The 15,274-nt window shown below is 46.3% G+C and carries 11 protein-coding genes; 7 read left to right on the top strand and 4 right to left on the bottom strand.

The window, feature by feature from the left end; genetic code table 11:
- Window positions 1-22: 22 nt before the first annotated feature.
- The 4 genes from miaA (at window position 23) to aroC (ending at window position 3,699) form a co-directional block, all read left to right on the top strand.
- The gene (gene miaA / locus H150_RS0107545; RefSeq protein WP_019958445.1) at window positions 23-985 is read left to right on the top strand and encodes a tRNA (adenosine(37)-N6)-dimethylallyltransferase MiaA; all 963 of its coding nucleotides are present in this window, start codon (window positions 23-25) and stop codon (window positions 983-985) included.
- Window positions 986-1,157: 172 nt separating this feature from the next.
- The gene (ypfJ, locus tag H150_RS0107540; RefSeq protein WP_019958444.1) at window positions 1,158-2,009 is read left to right on the top strand and encodes a KPN_02809 family neutral zinc metallopeptidase; all 852 of its coding nucleotides are present in this window, start codon (window positions 1,158-1,160) and stop codon (window positions 2,007-2,009) included.
- Window positions 2,010-2,029: 20 nt separating this feature from the next.
- Window positions 2,030-2,560 carry a hypothetical protein gene (locus H150_RS14775; protein ID WP_019958443.1) on the top strand — a complete coding sequence of 177 codons (531 nt, stop codon included), beginning with the start codon at window positions 2,030-2,032 and terminating at the stop codon, window positions 2,558-2,560.
- Between the two features lie 44 nt (window positions 2,561-2,604).
- Entirely contained in the window at window positions 2,605-3,699 is a 1,095-nt protein-coding gene (gene aroC, locus H150_RS0107530) for a chorismate synthase (RefSeq protein WP_019958442.1), read from the top strand.
- A gap of 76 nt (window positions 3,700-3,775) precedes the next feature.
- Here aroC and H150_RS14000 read toward each other — a convergent pair whose 3' ends face one another.
- The 4 genes from H150_RS14000 to putA form a co-directional block, all read right to left on the bottom strand.
- Window positions 3,776-4,642 (bottom strand): alpha/beta hydrolase, encoded by an 867-nt coding sequence (locus tag H150_RS14000; RefSeq protein WP_019958441.1) that lies wholly within the window; start codon window positions 4,640-4,642, stop codon window positions 3,776-3,778.
- A gap of 24 nt (window positions 4,643-4,666) precedes the next feature.
- Entirely contained in the window at window positions 4,667-6,133 is a 1,467-nt protein-coding gene (gene trpE / locus H150_RS0107520; protein WP_019958440.1) for an anthranilate synthase component I, read from the bottom strand.
- A 19-nt stretch (window positions 6,134-6,152) separates the two neighbouring features.
- A complete protein-coding gene (trmA, locus tag H150_RS0107515; RefSeq protein WP_040755764.1) occupies window positions 6,153-7,220 on the bottom strand; it encodes a tRNA (uridine(54)-C5)-methyltransferase TrmA in 1,068 nt (355 codons plus the stop codon).
- Window positions 7,221-7,720: 500 nt separating this feature from the next.
- Entirely contained in the window at window positions 7,721-11,305 is a 3,585-nt protein-coding gene (gene putA, locus H150_RS0107505) for a bifunctional proline dehydrogenase/L-glutamate gamma-semialdehyde dehydrogenase PutA (RefSeq protein ID WP_019958438.1), read from the bottom strand.
- A 227-nt stretch (window positions 11,306-11,532) separates the two neighbouring features.
- Here putA and H150_RS0107500 point away from each other — a divergent pair, with 227 nt between their 5' ends.
- The 3 genes from H150_RS0107500 to H150_RS0107490 all read left to right on the top strand — a co-directional run bounded on the left by H150_RS0107500 (window position 11,533) and on the right by H150_RS0107490 (window position 15,232).
- Complete coding sequence (locus H150_RS0107500; protein ID WP_019958437.1) at window positions 11,533-12,951, top strand: DHA2 family efflux MFS transporter permease subunit; 1,419 nt, start codon at window positions 11,533-11,535, stop codon at window positions 12,949-12,951.
- 133 nt (window positions 12,952-13,084) lie between these two features.
- A complete protein-coding gene (locus H150_RS0107495) occupies window positions 13,085-13,348 on the top strand; it encodes a hypothetical protein (protein WP_019958436.1) in 264 nt (87 codons plus the stop codon).
- Between the two features lie 102 nt (window positions 13,349-13,450).
- Complete coding sequence (locus H150_RS0107490; protein ID WP_019958435.1) at window positions 13,451-15,232, top strand: ABC transporter ATP-binding protein; 1,782 nt, start codon at window positions 13,451-13,453, stop codon at window positions 15,230-15,232.
- Window positions 15,233-15,274: the final 42 nt, after the last annotated feature.

The following is a 15,274-nucleotide window of genomic DNA, read 5'->3' as shown; positions in this document are numbered from 1 at the left end:
ATGAATATTTGATTGCTGTGACATGTCTGATTCTCGCGCTGTGGCCATACTCGGTCCAACTGCTTCTGGTAAAACCCGTTTGGCTTTGGAATTGGCAAACCATTTGCCCATCGAAATCATCAGCCTCGATTCTGCTTTGGTGTACCAAGACATGAATATCGGCACCGCCAAACCCAGCCAAGCCGAAATGGCGAGCGTGCCGCATCATTTAATTGACATCATCAGCCCTTTGACTGTGTATTGCGCCGCCGATTTTGTACAAGACACCGTGCGTTTGGTTGCAGAAATTCATGCTCGCAACCGTTTGCCTGTCATTGTGGGCGGCACGATGATGTATTACCAAGCTTTGAGCCAAGGCTTTAACCAATTGCCTAGCGCCAATACCGACATTCGCGCCCAATTGGCACAAGACAAAGCAGAACATGGCTTGGCATCTTTATACCAACGTTTACAGGACGCTGACCCAATAACCGCTGCACGTTTAAGCCCTAACGACAGCCAACGCATAGAACGGGCTTTGGAAGTGTATTTAATCAGCGGCAAACCGATGAGCCAATGGTTGTCGCAAGACAATGACACCCATGCTTTGAACTTACACACCATCACTTTGATTCCCGAAGAGCGCGCCCGTTTACACCAAAGCATTGCCCAACGCTTTGATACCATGTTACAGGACGGCTTTGTGCAAGAAGTCCAAGCGTTACAACAAAAATACCCTGATTTGCACTCTGATTTACCGTCTATGCGCTGCGTCGGTTATCGCCAAGTGTGGGATTATTTGCAAGGTGCTGTCAATGCCGAACAAATGCGCGAACTGGGTATTATTGCCACGCGCCAACTGGCCAAACGCCAATTAACTTGGTTGCGCAAGATTCCAGCTGACCAAAGCTTGGATCCTTATCAATGCCAAGATTTGACCCAAACAGTTTTACCTGAAGTCGTCCACCACTTCACCAACACCCATAAATTGCCATCAATGGGCTAAAAACAATCGAAATAAGATTTTAATCTGTAAAAAAAACAGAATTTTCTGGTTGATGCTTGCATCAAAGCCAAATCATATTTGCCCTAGATATTGTGCAACAATCAGCAGGCAAAATGCACAAAGTCACACAATTTGGGTACAATTTCACCTACTGCTTACAAGGGAAACCACCATGCGTTGGAAGGGACAAAGACAAAGCAATAACATCGAAGACCGCCGTGGCAATAGCTCTGGCGGTGGTGGTGGTGGCCGCGGCGGTTTAAGCATTACCGGCATCGTCATCATTTTAATTGGCTATTTTTTATTCGATGTCGACTTGAGCGATGAAGTAGGTGTATTAGACAAACAAGAAACCACCACCATCAGCCAAAATGCACCCGTACAAGAATCTCAACAAGAAGCGGATTTGCGTGGTTTAACTGGCATGGTTTTAGCGTCTACCGAAGATTCATGGGGCGCGTATTTCAAACACCACGATGCTTATTACCGTGAGCCAAAATTGGTCTTATACCGCAATGCCACTTCCACCGCTTGCGGCAAAGGCACGTCGGCCACAGGTCCCTTTTATTGCCCAGCTGATGAAAAAATTTACATCGACTTGTCATTTTACGATGATATGAAAGACTTAGGCGCCCAAGGTGATTTTGCCTTTGCGTATGTGGTGGCACATGAAGTGGGGCACCATGTGCAACACTTATTGGGTATCAATGAAAAAGTGGCTCGTCAACAAGAACGTTTGAGCGAGAAAAAAGCCAATCAATTGTCGGTCAAACAAGAATTACAGGCCGATTGTTTTGCAGGGGTTTGGGGTCATTATGTGGACCAAAAAGGCTTGCTTGAAATGGGTGATGTACAAGAAGCAATGGACACGGCAGCCGCCATTGGAGACGACCGTTTGCAACAACAAGGTCAAGGTCATGTCGTACCCGATAGCTTCACCCACGGCACATCAGCACAACGCATGCAATGGTTCAATCGCGGCTTCAAAAGCGGTGACCCTGACCAATGCAATACTTTTGGCTAAAGCGGCCTGAAAGACATTTTATGAATCTCAAACAATATGGTTTGCCTTTGGCTTTAAGTTTGTCTTTAAGCGCTTGCCAAATCAATCCTGCCGATATTGGCTTGGGTTTTGGTCTAAGCGGTGGCAGTGGTGGCGGTGTCCACTTTGGCACGGGCATCAATATCCCCATTCGCGCCATCATCGGTAGCGGCAATAACCCTGAAAAATCAGGCATCCACATCCAAGAAGAACAAGTCATCAGCTATTTTGCTGCCGACATCGACCACCACCGTGCCAGTACCCAACCTGTTCGCGGCGGTTTTTACCGCAAACTTTTAGGCAAACAAGGCGCACAATCTTTGGTGCAAGATTTTTATTACGACTCAGGTCGCAAATACAATGAACCGATGTTGCTCAATCAAAACGAAGTTTACCAATTTGACTCCTTACCCCCTAGCGGCACTTTGTACACTTACCATGAAAATGGTCAATTGGCCTCCAAACGCGAGCTACTGAACCAACGTTTGATCAGCGCACAATATTGGAATGTCAACGGCCACGCTATACGCTGATTTTGTATTTTTTAATACCTTCCTTAGAAAAGAAAAGACACACCATGCCAGGCAATACTTTCGGTCAAATCTTCACCATCACCACTTTCGGCGAAAGCCACGGCAAAGCCTTAGGCTGCATCATTGACGGCTGCCCACCACTATTAGAACTGTCAGAAGCCGACATCCAACCTGATTTGGACAAACGCAAACCTGGCACCAGCCGCCATGTGACTCAACGCCGCGAAGCCGATGAAGTGGAAATTTTATCAGGTGTGTTTGAAGGCAAAACCACTGGCGCACCGATTGCCTTGCTCATTCGCAATACCGACCAACGCAGCAAAGACTATGGCAACATCGCCGAATCGTTCCGCCCAGGTCATGCCGATTATACTTATTGGCATAAATATGGTATTCGCGATTATCGTGGTGGTGGTCGCAGCTCAGCGCGCGAAACGGCAGCTCGTGTGGCAGCTGGTGCGATTGCCAAAAAATGGTTGCGCGAACAGTTTGGCACTGAAATCGTCGCTTATGTGACGCAAGTGGGCGAAAAAGAAATTGCCTTTGAAAGCGAAACCCACATTCACGACAATCCATTTTTTGCTGCCAATGAAAGCCAAATTACCGAATTAGAAAGCTATATGGACAGCATCCGCAAATCTTTGGATTCGGTTGGTGCCAAATTGACCATCCACGCACGCAATATTCCTGTGGGTTTGGGTGAGCCTGTATTTGACCGTTTGGATGCCGACATCGCCCATGCCATGATGGGCATCAATGCGGTGAAAGGTGTGGAAATTGGCGATGGTTTTGGCGTGGTTGCACAACGCGGCAGCGTGCATGGTGACGAGTTGACACCAACAGGTTTCAAAACCAACCATTCAGGCGGCATTTTGGGTGGCATTTCAACAGGTCAAGACATTCGTGTCAACATCGCGATCAAACCGACCAGCTCAATTGCCACTGAGCGTGAATCCATCAATATGCATGGCGAATCAGTACAATTGGCCACTCATGGCCGCCACGACCCTTGCGTAGGCTTGCGTGCCGCACCAATTGCCGAAGCGATGCTCGCTTTGGTGTTGATGGATCATGCTTTGCGCCATCGTGCGCAAAACGCCGATGTCAGCGTGAGCACACCAGATATTGAAAATTTGTAAGATATGGCTGGATTCCCATCCCTATAAACAAGCGTCCTGTAAATATTTACAGGACGCTTTTTAATGCAAACACAGCTTAAGCATGCATTTTGTGAATCACACCACGCACACACGCTGCCGCTTTTTGCCAATCTCGCTCTAACATCACCCCATGACCAAAACCATCGAGCCAATGTATTGAAACACTATAACTCATGGCTGTCATTTGTGTGATGGCTGGCGGCACCAAAGTATCATTGCTGGCAGCAACCAATGCCATCGGACAATTTTTTAACCAAGGCGTATACATTGCCCCTTGCATCAAATCGCTCCACAAACGTGGTGCTTCCACCACGGTTTGCTTGGCATAATCTTGCAATCGCTCAGCCTCAATCGGTTGCGCAAACATGCCAAACTGTAACTGTTCAGCATTGATAGCTTGCTGTGTCAACATCAATTGACCCAACTCTAACATTTGCAGCGGGCGCAAACACCAATTGCCCACAGCCAAAGGCAACAAGCCTTGCGGCGGCATAGCACACATCAAAACCGCGCCAGCCAATTGGCGGGTCAACATCAAACGTTGCAATACCAAACCACCCATAGAATGTCCGACAACCAGCGGCATCTGTCCTGTCACGCGTTTGATTTCATCGACTGCCGCTTGCGCATCCAGCACAAAATCATTCAGGCCAAACTCACCATCGCGGCTACTATGCCCATGTCCTCGAAAACTGATGGCCCAAGCATCGTAACCATGTTCAGCAAAATCTTTCAAAAAATGCTGCCAACACCAAGCGCCTACAAAAATCCCGTGTAAAAATAAAATCGGCGGTGCAGCGCGCACAACATTGGGTACATGCCGCTTGCATTCCACATATCCATCTTTTACTGTCAATGGCCAATTTTGCTCTGATGGTGATTCAGAATGAGGATTTACAACATTAGAATATTCAATTTCCATATTCAATATGCTCCCCTATGTTGATTATTTATCCAAACCCTCTTGCACCATGTGTGCCGCTTTCACAACCGCCATCGCTTTATTGGTGGTTTCTTGCCATTCAAGCTCTGGCACAGAATCCGCCACCACGCCAGCGCCTGCTTGCACATACAAAGTGTGATTGCGTATGACGGCCGTGCGAATGGCAATCGCCCAATCCATATCACCACTGAATCCCAAATAACCAACCGCACCACCATAAATGCCGCGTTTGGATGGCTCGAGTTCTTCGATGATTTGCATCGCGCGAATTTTTGGCGCACCCGACAAAGTACCCGCTGGGAAAGTGGCTTTCAATACATCCATATTGGACGTATTCGGTTTCAGGACGCCTTCTACATTGGAAACCATGTGCATCACATGCGAATATTTTTCAATCACCATCGTATCCGACACCGTCACTTGACCGACTTGGGCAATGCGTCCGACATCATTGCGCCCCAAATCAATCAACATCACGTGTTCAGCCACTTCTTTGGAGTCTTGCTGCAAATCCTGCGCCAAAGCCGCATCTTCTGCCTTGTTCGCGCCACGTTTGCGTGTGCCTGCAATCGGACGCACCGTCACCACCTCACCTTCGCGACGCACCAAAATTTCAGGCGATGAGCCGACAATAAAGCAATCGTCCATATGGTAATAAAACAAATATGGCGATGGGTTCAAAGTGCGCAACGCTCGGTACAAATTAATCGGTTTTTCGGTAAACGGCATGCTCATGCGGCGCGATGGCACCACTTGCATGCAATCGCCATCCAAAATGTATTCACGCACTTTTTCAACCATGCCCTCAAATTCAGCTTGGCTCAATTCGCTCACAGGCTCGGTTTTAGGTGCACCCAAAGACAAAGGCAATACCGCACTTTGGCGCAATTGAATGCGCAAATCTTCCAAGCGTGCACGCGCTTGTTGGTAGCCTTCGCTGTTTTCAGCATTGGCATACACAATCAAATGGATTTTGCCTGCCAAATTGTCAATGACTGCCAATTCTTGCGACAACATCAACACAATGTCAGGCGCGCCAATCGGGTCATTGTCAGCATAATGACCCAAACGACTTTCAACATAACGGTTAATTTCATAACCCATATAACCTGCCAAGCCGCCTGTAAAACGTGGTAAGTTGGGAATTTCAGGGGTTTTGAAACGCGTCATGTACGCATCAATGAAATCCAAAGGATTGCCATCGTGCGTTTCCACCAATTGATGCTGTTCAAACACTTGCGTTTGCCAAGCATTGACTTTCAAGTAGGTATGACAAGGCAAGCCGATGAAAGAATAACGCCCAAAACGCTCGCCCCCTTCCACAGACTCCAGCAAATAGCTGTAAGGCTGGTTTGCCAATTTCAAATACAAAGACAACGGTGTGTCCAAATCGGCCAATAATTCTTGTACCAATGGAATACGGTTGTAACCTTGTGCTACCAAATCTTGATATTGTTGCAATGTCAGCATAAATACACTTTCAGGACGCTTAGATTCGTTCGAGCAACACACCCGCTTCTACGTGATGGGTGTGTGGGAATTGGTCGAATACCGCCGCAGACACCACTTGGTGGGTTTGCGTCAAAATTTGCAAATTGTCGGCCAAAGTATTCGGATTACATGAAATATAAATGATGCGCTCAAAGCCTTGCAACAACTTCAAGGTATCGTCATCAATGCCTGCACGCGGTGGATCAACAAAAACGGTTGAAATGTCATATTGTTTCAAGTCGATACCCGCTTCTTGCAAGCGGCGAAATTCACGCTCACCGCTCATTGCCTCGGTCAATTCTTCTGCCGACAAACGGGCAATGGCGATATTATTGCAAGCGTTTTCCTCAATGCTCCACTGCGCCGCAGCAACCGAGGTTTTGGAAATTTCAGTTGCCAACACTTTTCTAAAGCAACGTGACAAAGGCAGCGTAAAATTGCCATTACCGCAATACAATTCCAGCAAATCACGCTCGTTTTGTCCTGCGGCATTGACTGCCCACGCCAACATTTTTTCGCACACCCAAGCATTCGGCTGCGTGAAACCGCCTTCGATTTGACGGTAACGGTATTTTTGGCCGTTCACATTCAACTCTTCAGTCACATAATCACGGCTCAAAACGATTTTTTGCTTGCGACTGCGTCCAATGATATTGACATTCAACTCTTGTTCCAAAGCACGCGCCGCTTCTTCCCAAGCAGCATCTAAAGCGCGGTGATACACCAAGGTAATCAACATTTCACCGCTTAAGGTCGCCAAAAATTCCACTTGAAACCATTTGTGCGTCAAAACATCATTGCCTGTCACCGCCGCCATCAAGCGTGGCATCACTTGGGCGATTGATTCGTGCACGATCGGCCATGTTTCAATCAATTGGATTTGACGCTTGCCGTCAGTGGTATCGTAAACGGCATAATGTGGTTTGCCATCTTGGTGCCACACCCGAAATTCTGAGCGCATGCGATACGCATCGCTAGGCGAGGCAAACATCTCGACTTCGCCTTGATAATGAGGGGCTAAAAACTGTTGTAATTGTTGGGCATGTTGTTGCAACACCGTAGGCATTCCTGTTTAAAACTGAAAGAAGACGATTATACTAGCTGCCCAAGTACTGAACCAAATATAAATGGATTTTTGACACCAATTCTTGAAAATGTCCATCCTGCTAAAAACATATACTTGCATCAAAATACTCAAAAAAAATTATTCTTAAGCATTATTTTTATTCCATAAAAGCATCATCCGTTAACACCTTAACGGCAGTTAACCCTTGAAACCGTTATAATGTTTCTACCTTGTTAGAGTGTGATTCCAACCGAAAAACGGAATATTCATCTTTGATTCTGCTTGATCCACAGAAAACAGCAACACCTAAAGAAAGGACAAGCCATATGCAACATCGTCGTCGATTGAGCGTTTACCGCGCCATGAAAAAAGCGCAAGATTTACCTGTACCAAGCAGTACAGATTATTAATCCAACCTGCCGCCAGCATTGGCGGCTTTGTTTTTATATGAAAAAGGCGTCCTGTAAAAGTTTACAGGACGCCTTTTCACTTCAGATGGTCTACTGCTGTAAAGTCATCAAAGCAGCATTGCCACCTGCCGCGGCAGTATTGGTGCTGCGGCTGACTTCATGCAATAAAGGCGCCACATCCAAGCCTTGCGACAAATCGACCCATTTGACCAAAGCACCAGAACGCTTGGCCAACAAGGTTTTCAAAGCCACATCGACTTTGCTCAAACCAACACACACATCAATTGGCTTGCTGCCCATTTCCGCCTCAGACAAGGTTTTCACACCCATTTTGGCCAAACGCGAGGCAGCACGATGGTTGGCACTCAAAAACACTTGGCTGCCCGATGCTTGTAATACCGCCGCCAAAGCGGCCACACTCAACTCATCACCACCATCAATTAACACGTGTTTTGGTACATGCCAATTCAAGCTATTGGTTTCACCGGTAGGACCTTTGAGCAAAATACCACTGCTACATGGCAAGCTGTTCAACACACAAGTGACATGCGCTTGCCACGTCATGCGCTCATCCACCGTAATGCCCAATTTCTGCGCTTGTTCATTCACATTCACCGCCGCTTGCCCCACTTCGCTGCCTTCAGGCAAACGCCATGGATTGGTCAAGCTCAAGCGTTGTAAATAAAACGGACCGCCTGCTTTCGGGCCTGTACCTGATTGATGGTGACCACCAAATGGCTGCACGCCCACAACTGCCCCAACAATATTGCGATTAACATACACATTGCCCGCTTCAATACGGCTGGCAATGTATTCAATTTGACCATCGATACGACTGTGTATGCCGTGAGTCAAAGCGTAGTTTTGTTGGTTGATTTGGTCAATCAATTGGTCTAACTGATGGGCTTTAAAACGCACCACATGCAACACAGGACCAAATACTTCTTGGCTCAAATCGCCTAAGTGTTTCAATTCCAAAATCGTTGGCGGTACAAACGTGCCTTGTGCTGCCAATTCTGGTGCAATCGACCATTGTGTCACTTGCGTTGCCACACTGCGTTTGCTGTCGATGTAAGCCAATAAACGCTGTTGCGCCTCTTCGTCAATCACAGGTCCAATGTCGACATTCAATTGCGCAGGATTGCCAATACGCAATTCTTTCAGGCCGCCTTTGAGCATTGTAATCACACGGTCAGCAATATCGTCCTGTAAACATAAAACCCGCAATGCCGAACAACGTTGTCCTGCCGAATCAAATGCCGACAACAACACGTCTTGCACCACTTGCTCAGGCAAAGCCGTACTGTCAACAATCATCGCATTTTGGCCGCCTGTTTCAGCCAATAACAAAGGCATGTCTTCGCGTTTGGCCAAACCGCGGTTAATCAATTGAGCCACTTCAGTCGAACCTGTAAACAACACACCTTCAACCCGCTCATCCGCAGTCAAAGCCGCACCCACATCGCCTTCACCCAAAACCAATTGCACCGCACCGTCTGGCACGCCGGCGGCCAACATCAACGTCACTGCCGCGTGGGCAATCAACGAAGTCTGCTCAGCAGGTTTGGCGATAACCACATTGCCTGCTGCCAAAGCCGCCACCACCTGACCCACAAAAATCGCCAATGGAAAATTCCACGGACTAATCGCCACCATCACCCCACGAGATTTGGCGTGTTGTGGTAAAAACTCTTCGGTTTGTTGGGCATAATAGCGACAAAAATCCACCGCTTCGCGAATCTCACCGACGGCATTGGTTAATGTTTTGCCCGCCTCCTTAATGGCCAAATACAACAACACATTTTGATTGGCTTCTAATAAGTCTGCGGTAGCGCGCAAGACTTTAGAACGCTCGGCTACCGATTTGCCTTGCCATACAAATTGCGCTTGAATCGCATCTTGAATCACATCGGCGACAGCTTCCACTTTGATAAACGATACTTCACCTATCACTTCATGGTGATTGGCTGGATTCAATACAGGATGGGCAGGATGGTGCGCCACTTCTTCAGCGGTAATAGATGCTATATGGTGCGTTTTTTGGGCTTCTTGATTCAAAGCATCCTGTAACTGCAACAATTGCGCTTCATTGCTCAAATCCAAGCCACGAGAATTCACACGACCATTGCCATAAATGGCCGCTGGCAACGCAATCGCAGGATGTGGCAAGCCACCGGTTTGCGCCACTTGTAATAAAGGATTTTGCACCAAAGAATCAATGTCTATGGTTTCATCGACAATTTGATTCACAAAAGAAGAGTTGGCACCGTTTTCCAACAAACGGCGCACCAAATATGCCAATAAGGTTTCGTGCGTGCCCACAGGTGCATAAATGCGCACACGGCGGCCCCAATTGTTTTCACCGACCACTTGGTCGTACAAAGTTTCGCCCATGCCATGCAAACATTGGAATTCAAAGTCTTTGTCACCACCCAAACTGCGTATTGCCGCCACAGTGTAAGCATTGTGCGAAGCAAATTGTGGGAAAACGACATCGGTAGCGCCCAATAATTTTTGCGCACACGCCAAATACGCCACATCAGTGTGTACTTTGCGCGTGTAAACTGGATAGCCTTCCAAGCCTTCTACTTGCGCCAATTTGATTTCGCTGTCCCAATACGCGCCTTTGACCAAACGAATCATGAAGCGGTGGCCGGAACGACGTGCCAAATCAATAATAAAGTCCAACACCGCAGGACAACGTTTTTGGTAGGCTTGCACCACAAAACCAATGCCTTCAAACCCTTTTAAATCTTCATCCAACGCAATCGCTTCGAGCAAATCCAAAGAAATGTCCAAACGATAAGATTCTTCTGCATCAATGTTCAAACCAATATTGTATTGCTTGGCAAGCACATACAAATATTTGACCTTAGGCAGCAATTCTTTCATCACCCGTGCGTGTTGGTTGCGGTGGTAACGTGGGTGCAATGCCGACAACTTCACCGAAATACCATTGCTGTCATACACATCACGCCCCAAACTTTGGCGACCAATGGCATGAATGGCATTGATATAATCTTGGTAATAACGCTCGGCATCCAATTGCGTCATCGCCGCTTCACCGAGCATATCAAACGAGAAGCGATAACCTTTGCCTTCACGTTCCACACCGTTTTTCAAAGCTTCGTCAATGGTTTGCCCTGTGACAAATTGCTGACCCAACATACGCATAGCATAATCCATACCTTTGCGTATCATCGACTCACCGCCTTTGCTGATCATGCGGTTTAAGGCACTGCTCAGACTTTGTTCCGTAGCAGGTTGCGTCATTTTGCCAGTTAACAACAAACCCCAAGCTGCCGCATTCACAAACAAAGAAGAACCTTGTCCCACATGGCTTTTCCAATCCCCACGAGACAATTTGTCACGAATGAGCAATGTTTGAGTGTGTTTGTCTGGCACGCGCAGCAAAGCTTCTGCCAAACACATCAACGCCACCCCTTCTTCGCTCGACAAACTGAACTCATGCATCAAAGCATCGACACCCGCCATTTTTTGGCGTTTGGCACGAACTTCCGTAATCAAACCTCTGGCCCAAGCTTCAATTTTGGTAGCCTGCTCAGAAAAATCCAACTCGTTAGCCAAACGATTGACTACAAGTGCTTCATCCTCACGATATAAAACGGTCATATTCTGGCGTAGTGGCGTTTGCTCTTTGGCAAAATCAAACATCGGGTCGTACTCCTATGGTGTCGTATTCTTGAAATATGTTTTAACTACAAAAATCCAAAATTGTGCCTGCAAAACGCTAACATTGCTCAAAAATGACATCGGTGTCAATGGCTATGACATAAGGTTTCGTCTAGCGAACAAATAACAGTCATTTTGCAGATACACTGTCTACTAAGCACACTTGGCATTACAATCTGTCTTCTTGTTTTACAGGTCGCTTGTTGTTTATGAATCCTTTTGCCATTTTGTCTTTGCCCAAAGAACCGCCTGCCAATTTTCGAAAATATTTGCCTTTGTTGTTGGCCATGGCGATTTTCATGCAAATGCTTGATACCACGATTTTAAATACCGCGTTGCCGCAAATTGCCGCTGATTTACACACCTCGCCTTTGAACATGCAATCGGTATTGGTAGCGTATACATTGACATTGGCATTGCTCACGCCTATCAGTGGTTACTTAAGCGACAAAATAGGCACGCAACGCATTTTTTTATTGGCCATCACCTTGTTTGGATTGGGCTCTATTTTATGCGCTTTAGCACCCACGCTGTCTATGTTGGTATTGGCACGGGTGATACAAGGCGTGGGCGGTGCGATGTTGACACCGATTGCACGCTTGGCACTGATTAAATCTTTTGACAAAGCCGATTTGGTCAAAGCCTTGAATTACGCCATCATGCCCGCACTCATGGCACCGATTATGGGACCTTTGGTCGGTGGTTATTTGGTTGAAGTGGTGTCTTGGCATTGGATTTTTCTCATCAACATTCCCGTATGCATGGTGTGTTTTGTCGCCGCTTGGCGTTTCATGCCCAATTATATTGAACCTACTACCCGCATCGATTTACTCGGTATCATGTTGTTTGGCAGTGCTGCGTTTTTTCTGACCATCGGTCTAGAATTCATGGGCACAACTTCGTTGCCTTTTGCCTTATTCACCTTGTGTTTGGGTTCGGCTTTGTTTTACAGCTATTACCGCTACGCCTTAAACCACCAAAACGCCATTTATCCATTGAGCCTTTTGTCCGTGCGCACGTTTCGCATTGGTCTCAATGGCAATTTGTTCACCCGCTTGGGTGTCAGCGCCATTCCACTGCTCTTGCCTTTGCTGTTACAAATTTCATTTGGCTACGCTCCTAGTGAAGCTGGCTGGATGATTGCACCAATGGCCATCGCCGCCATGATGACCAAGCCCATCTTGCAGCGTTTGCTCAGAACTTTTGGTTATCGCAAAATTTTGATGAGCAATACGGTGATGGTTGGCATCTTGATGGCTTTGGTCGCTTGCCACACACCCACGAGCCCTAAATGGCTGCTGATAGCCCATTTTTTCATTTTAGGCGCCTGCAGCTCCATCCAATTTGCTTCCATGAATACTTTGACTTTGGCCGATTTGCGCAAATACCAAAACACCAGCGGCAACAGTCTGATGGCAGTCAACCAACAATTGGCGATGGGGTTTGGCATTGCTTTGGGCTCGTTGATTTTACGCTTTTATCAAAACCATGAAATCCTGACTCAAGGCAATACCCAATTGGCGTTTCAATATACTTTCATCAGCATCGGCATCATTACCATCCTCTCAAGCTTGGTGTTTCACCGCTTACACTACCGCGATGGCGATGGCTTGGCACATCGGCATTAAACCCAAAAGCGTCCTATAAACCTTTACAGGACGCTTTTCAACACCAACACAGAATTTTAAGTATATCGATTCGGAACCATTTGGCAGTCTTGATTCACCAAGCTACTTAACATTCTAAATAAAGTCCCATGCAATGAACCAGCTTACCACCCAAGACTCCCAAGCCGAAGTCGCCATCAGCGTCAAAGAATGGATTATCATGTTGCTGATTTTTGCCATTCCTTTGGTCAACATCATCATGATGTTTGTATGGGCTTTCGACAAAAACATTCCAACGAGCAAATCCAATTTTTGTAAGGCGTATATTATTTTCACCTTTTTAATGTTCTGCTTTACTTTGCTATTGGTTTTCAGCTTAGGCTTGTATGCAACAATTATTCAAGCCATACATTCTTAATGCTATCTACATCAAAAACGTCTACTTCCTTCAAAAGGCGTTTTTGATGCTGATTATTTTCATTACAATGGTCTTTATTCTGCGCAATATTGAGATGACCACATGAATCTATGGCAATTGTTCCACAAAATTCGCCCCTTTGTCCGCCCTTATCGCTTATTGGTTGTGGCGACTTTATTGTTGACTTTGGTTGCAGCATTCATCGCCCAAGTCAATGCCATCACGTTAAAATATGCGGTCGACCACATCAGCCAAATCCTAGACAGCGGCGGTGGTTTACACGAAGGCACACGTTTATTAATCGTCATCAGCATGGTTTTATTGGGCAAAGAGGTTTTGAGTGCTGCCATCGGGTTTGGGCAAAAATACTATGGTGAAAAACTGCGTATTTTGGTATCACAAGACTTGTCGCAAGGCATTATCGAAAAATTCTTGCGTTACCGCGTGGCTTTTTTTACTGCCGAAGACCACCAAGCAGGCAAATTACAAACCCGCATCGACCGAGGTATCGGGTCGTTAACCCGTTTGGTTCAAATTTTTTTCATTGATATTTTGCCTTTGTTCACCAGTGCCATCATTGCCTTAGGCTTGATGTTTTACGCCAATATATGGGTTGGGCTTATTGGTTTGGTGACGGTGCCGATTTATTTTTGGGTCACGTATTTGCAAGCCCAAAAATTAGGCGATTGGCGCCGTGCTTTTCGGGACAGTCGTGAACAAAAAAGCCAAGGTATTTTGAGCATCATTCAATCCATTACCGTCATCAAATCCTTCAACCGCGAACACATCGAAGCACAAAAGCAATTGGCTTTACAACACCAATTGACGCTCAACCAAATGCGTACGCGTCAATTGGCATTTTTATTTGATGGCGGCAAAACCTTGATTGAACAAATCGGCGTGGTATGCATCATTTTGATGACTTCGTTTTTGGTTTTAGACGGTCAAATGACCATAGGCATGATCATGTACCATGTCTTGCTGTTTAACAATGTATCAGCACCGATTCGTTCTTTGCACCGCATTTACGATGAGGTTAATGATGCCTTGGTGTATTCAGAAAGCTTTTTCAAAATTCTAGAAGCCGACAATCAAATTGAACCGCAAGGCACACTCAAACCAACGCCATTGACAGGCGACTTTATACTGCAAAATGTGGATTTTACTTATCCCAATGGTCACAAAGCCCTGAAAAACATTAACATGCACATCCGTCCCAATCAAATTACAGCTATTGTTGGCTTGTCTGGTGCAGGCAAATCCACACTCATCAGTTTACTAGACAAATTCTATGCGCCCGATTCAGGCAGCATTATCATCGATGGCGTGGACAGTTTGGACATGCACACCGCTTATTTGCGTGAACACATTGGTTTGGTATTACAGAAAAACCACATTTTCCAAGGCAGTATTGCCGACAATATCCGTTATGGCAAAACCGATGCTACCGACGAAGATGTCATACAAGCAGCCAAACAAGCTTCGATACACGAACAAATTTTATTGTTACAGGATGCTTATCAAAGCGATGCCACCATGCTTTCAGGCGGACAACAACAACGCATTGCCTTGGCGCGCATGTTTTTAAAAAATCCACCGATTATTTTTCTAGATGAACCGACCGCCAGTTTGGATGCCATTGCCACCGAACAAATCAAACAATCGCTGGATGCCATCAAACAAGGCCGCACAGTGGTGATGATTTCGCACAGCCTCTCGCAAATCATCGATGCCGATTACACTTATGTGATGGAAAATGGGCGCGTTGTCGAACACGGTACTCATGAAGATTTGTACCATCAACACGGTGCTTACAAACGCATTTTCGATGCCATGGCCAAAAGCCTGAACATAGACAAAATCGCCAAAACTTTGGAGGATTAACAAGCTTCGCACCCAATTCACATCTAAATGACATGTAAAAAA

Origin of the sequence: Vitreoscilla stercoraria DSM 513 (assembly GCF_000382305.1) — a bacterium.
Lineage (GTDB): Bacteria > Pseudomonadota > Gammaproteobacteria > Burkholderiales > Neisseriaceae > Vitreoscilla > Vitreoscilla stercoraria.
Note: the sequence above shows the minus strand (reverse complement) of the source record. Positions and strands in the feature narration are given on the sequence as shown.

Coding starts and splice junctions, on each gene's coding strand:
- miaA (WP_019958445.1), top strand. CDS start 23: ATGTCTGATTCTCGCGCTGTGGCCATACTCGGTCCAACTGCTTCTGGT.
- ypfJ (WP_019958444.1), top strand. CDS start 1,158: ATGCGTTGGAAGGGACAAAGACAAAGCAATAACATCGAAGACCGCCGT.
- H150_RS14775 (WP_019958443.1), top strand. CDS start 2,030: ATGAATCTCAAACAATATGGTTTGCCTTTGGCTTTAAGTTTGTCTTTA.
- aroC (WP_019958442.1), top strand. CDS start 2,605: ATGCCAGGCAATACTTTCGGTCAAATCTTCACCATCACCACTTTCGGC.
- H150_RS14000 (WP_019958441.1), bottom strand. CDS start 4,642: ATGGAAATTGAATATTCTAATGTTGTAAATCCTCATTCTGAATCACCA.
- trpE (WP_019958440.1), bottom strand. CDS start 6,133: ATGCTGACATTGCAACAATATCAAGATTTGGTAGCACAAGGTTACAAC.
- trmA (WP_040755764.1), bottom strand. CDS start 7,220: ATGCCTACGGTGTTGCAACAACATGCCCAACAATTACAACAGTTTTTA.
- putA (WP_019958438.1), bottom strand. CDS start 11,305: ATGTTTGATTTTGCCAAAGAGCAAACGCCACTACGCCAGAATATGACC.
- H150_RS0107500 (WP_019958437.1), top strand. CDS start 11,533: ATGAATCCTTTTGCCATTTTGTCTTTGCCCAAAGAACCGCCTGCCAAT.
- H150_RS0107495 (WP_019958436.1), top strand. CDS start 13,085: ATGAACCAGCTTACCACCCAAGACTCCCAAGCCGAAGTCGCCATCAGC.
- H150_RS0107490 (WP_019958435.1), top strand. CDS start 13,451: ATGAATCTATGGCAATTGTTCCACAAAATTCGCCCCTTTGTCCGCCCT.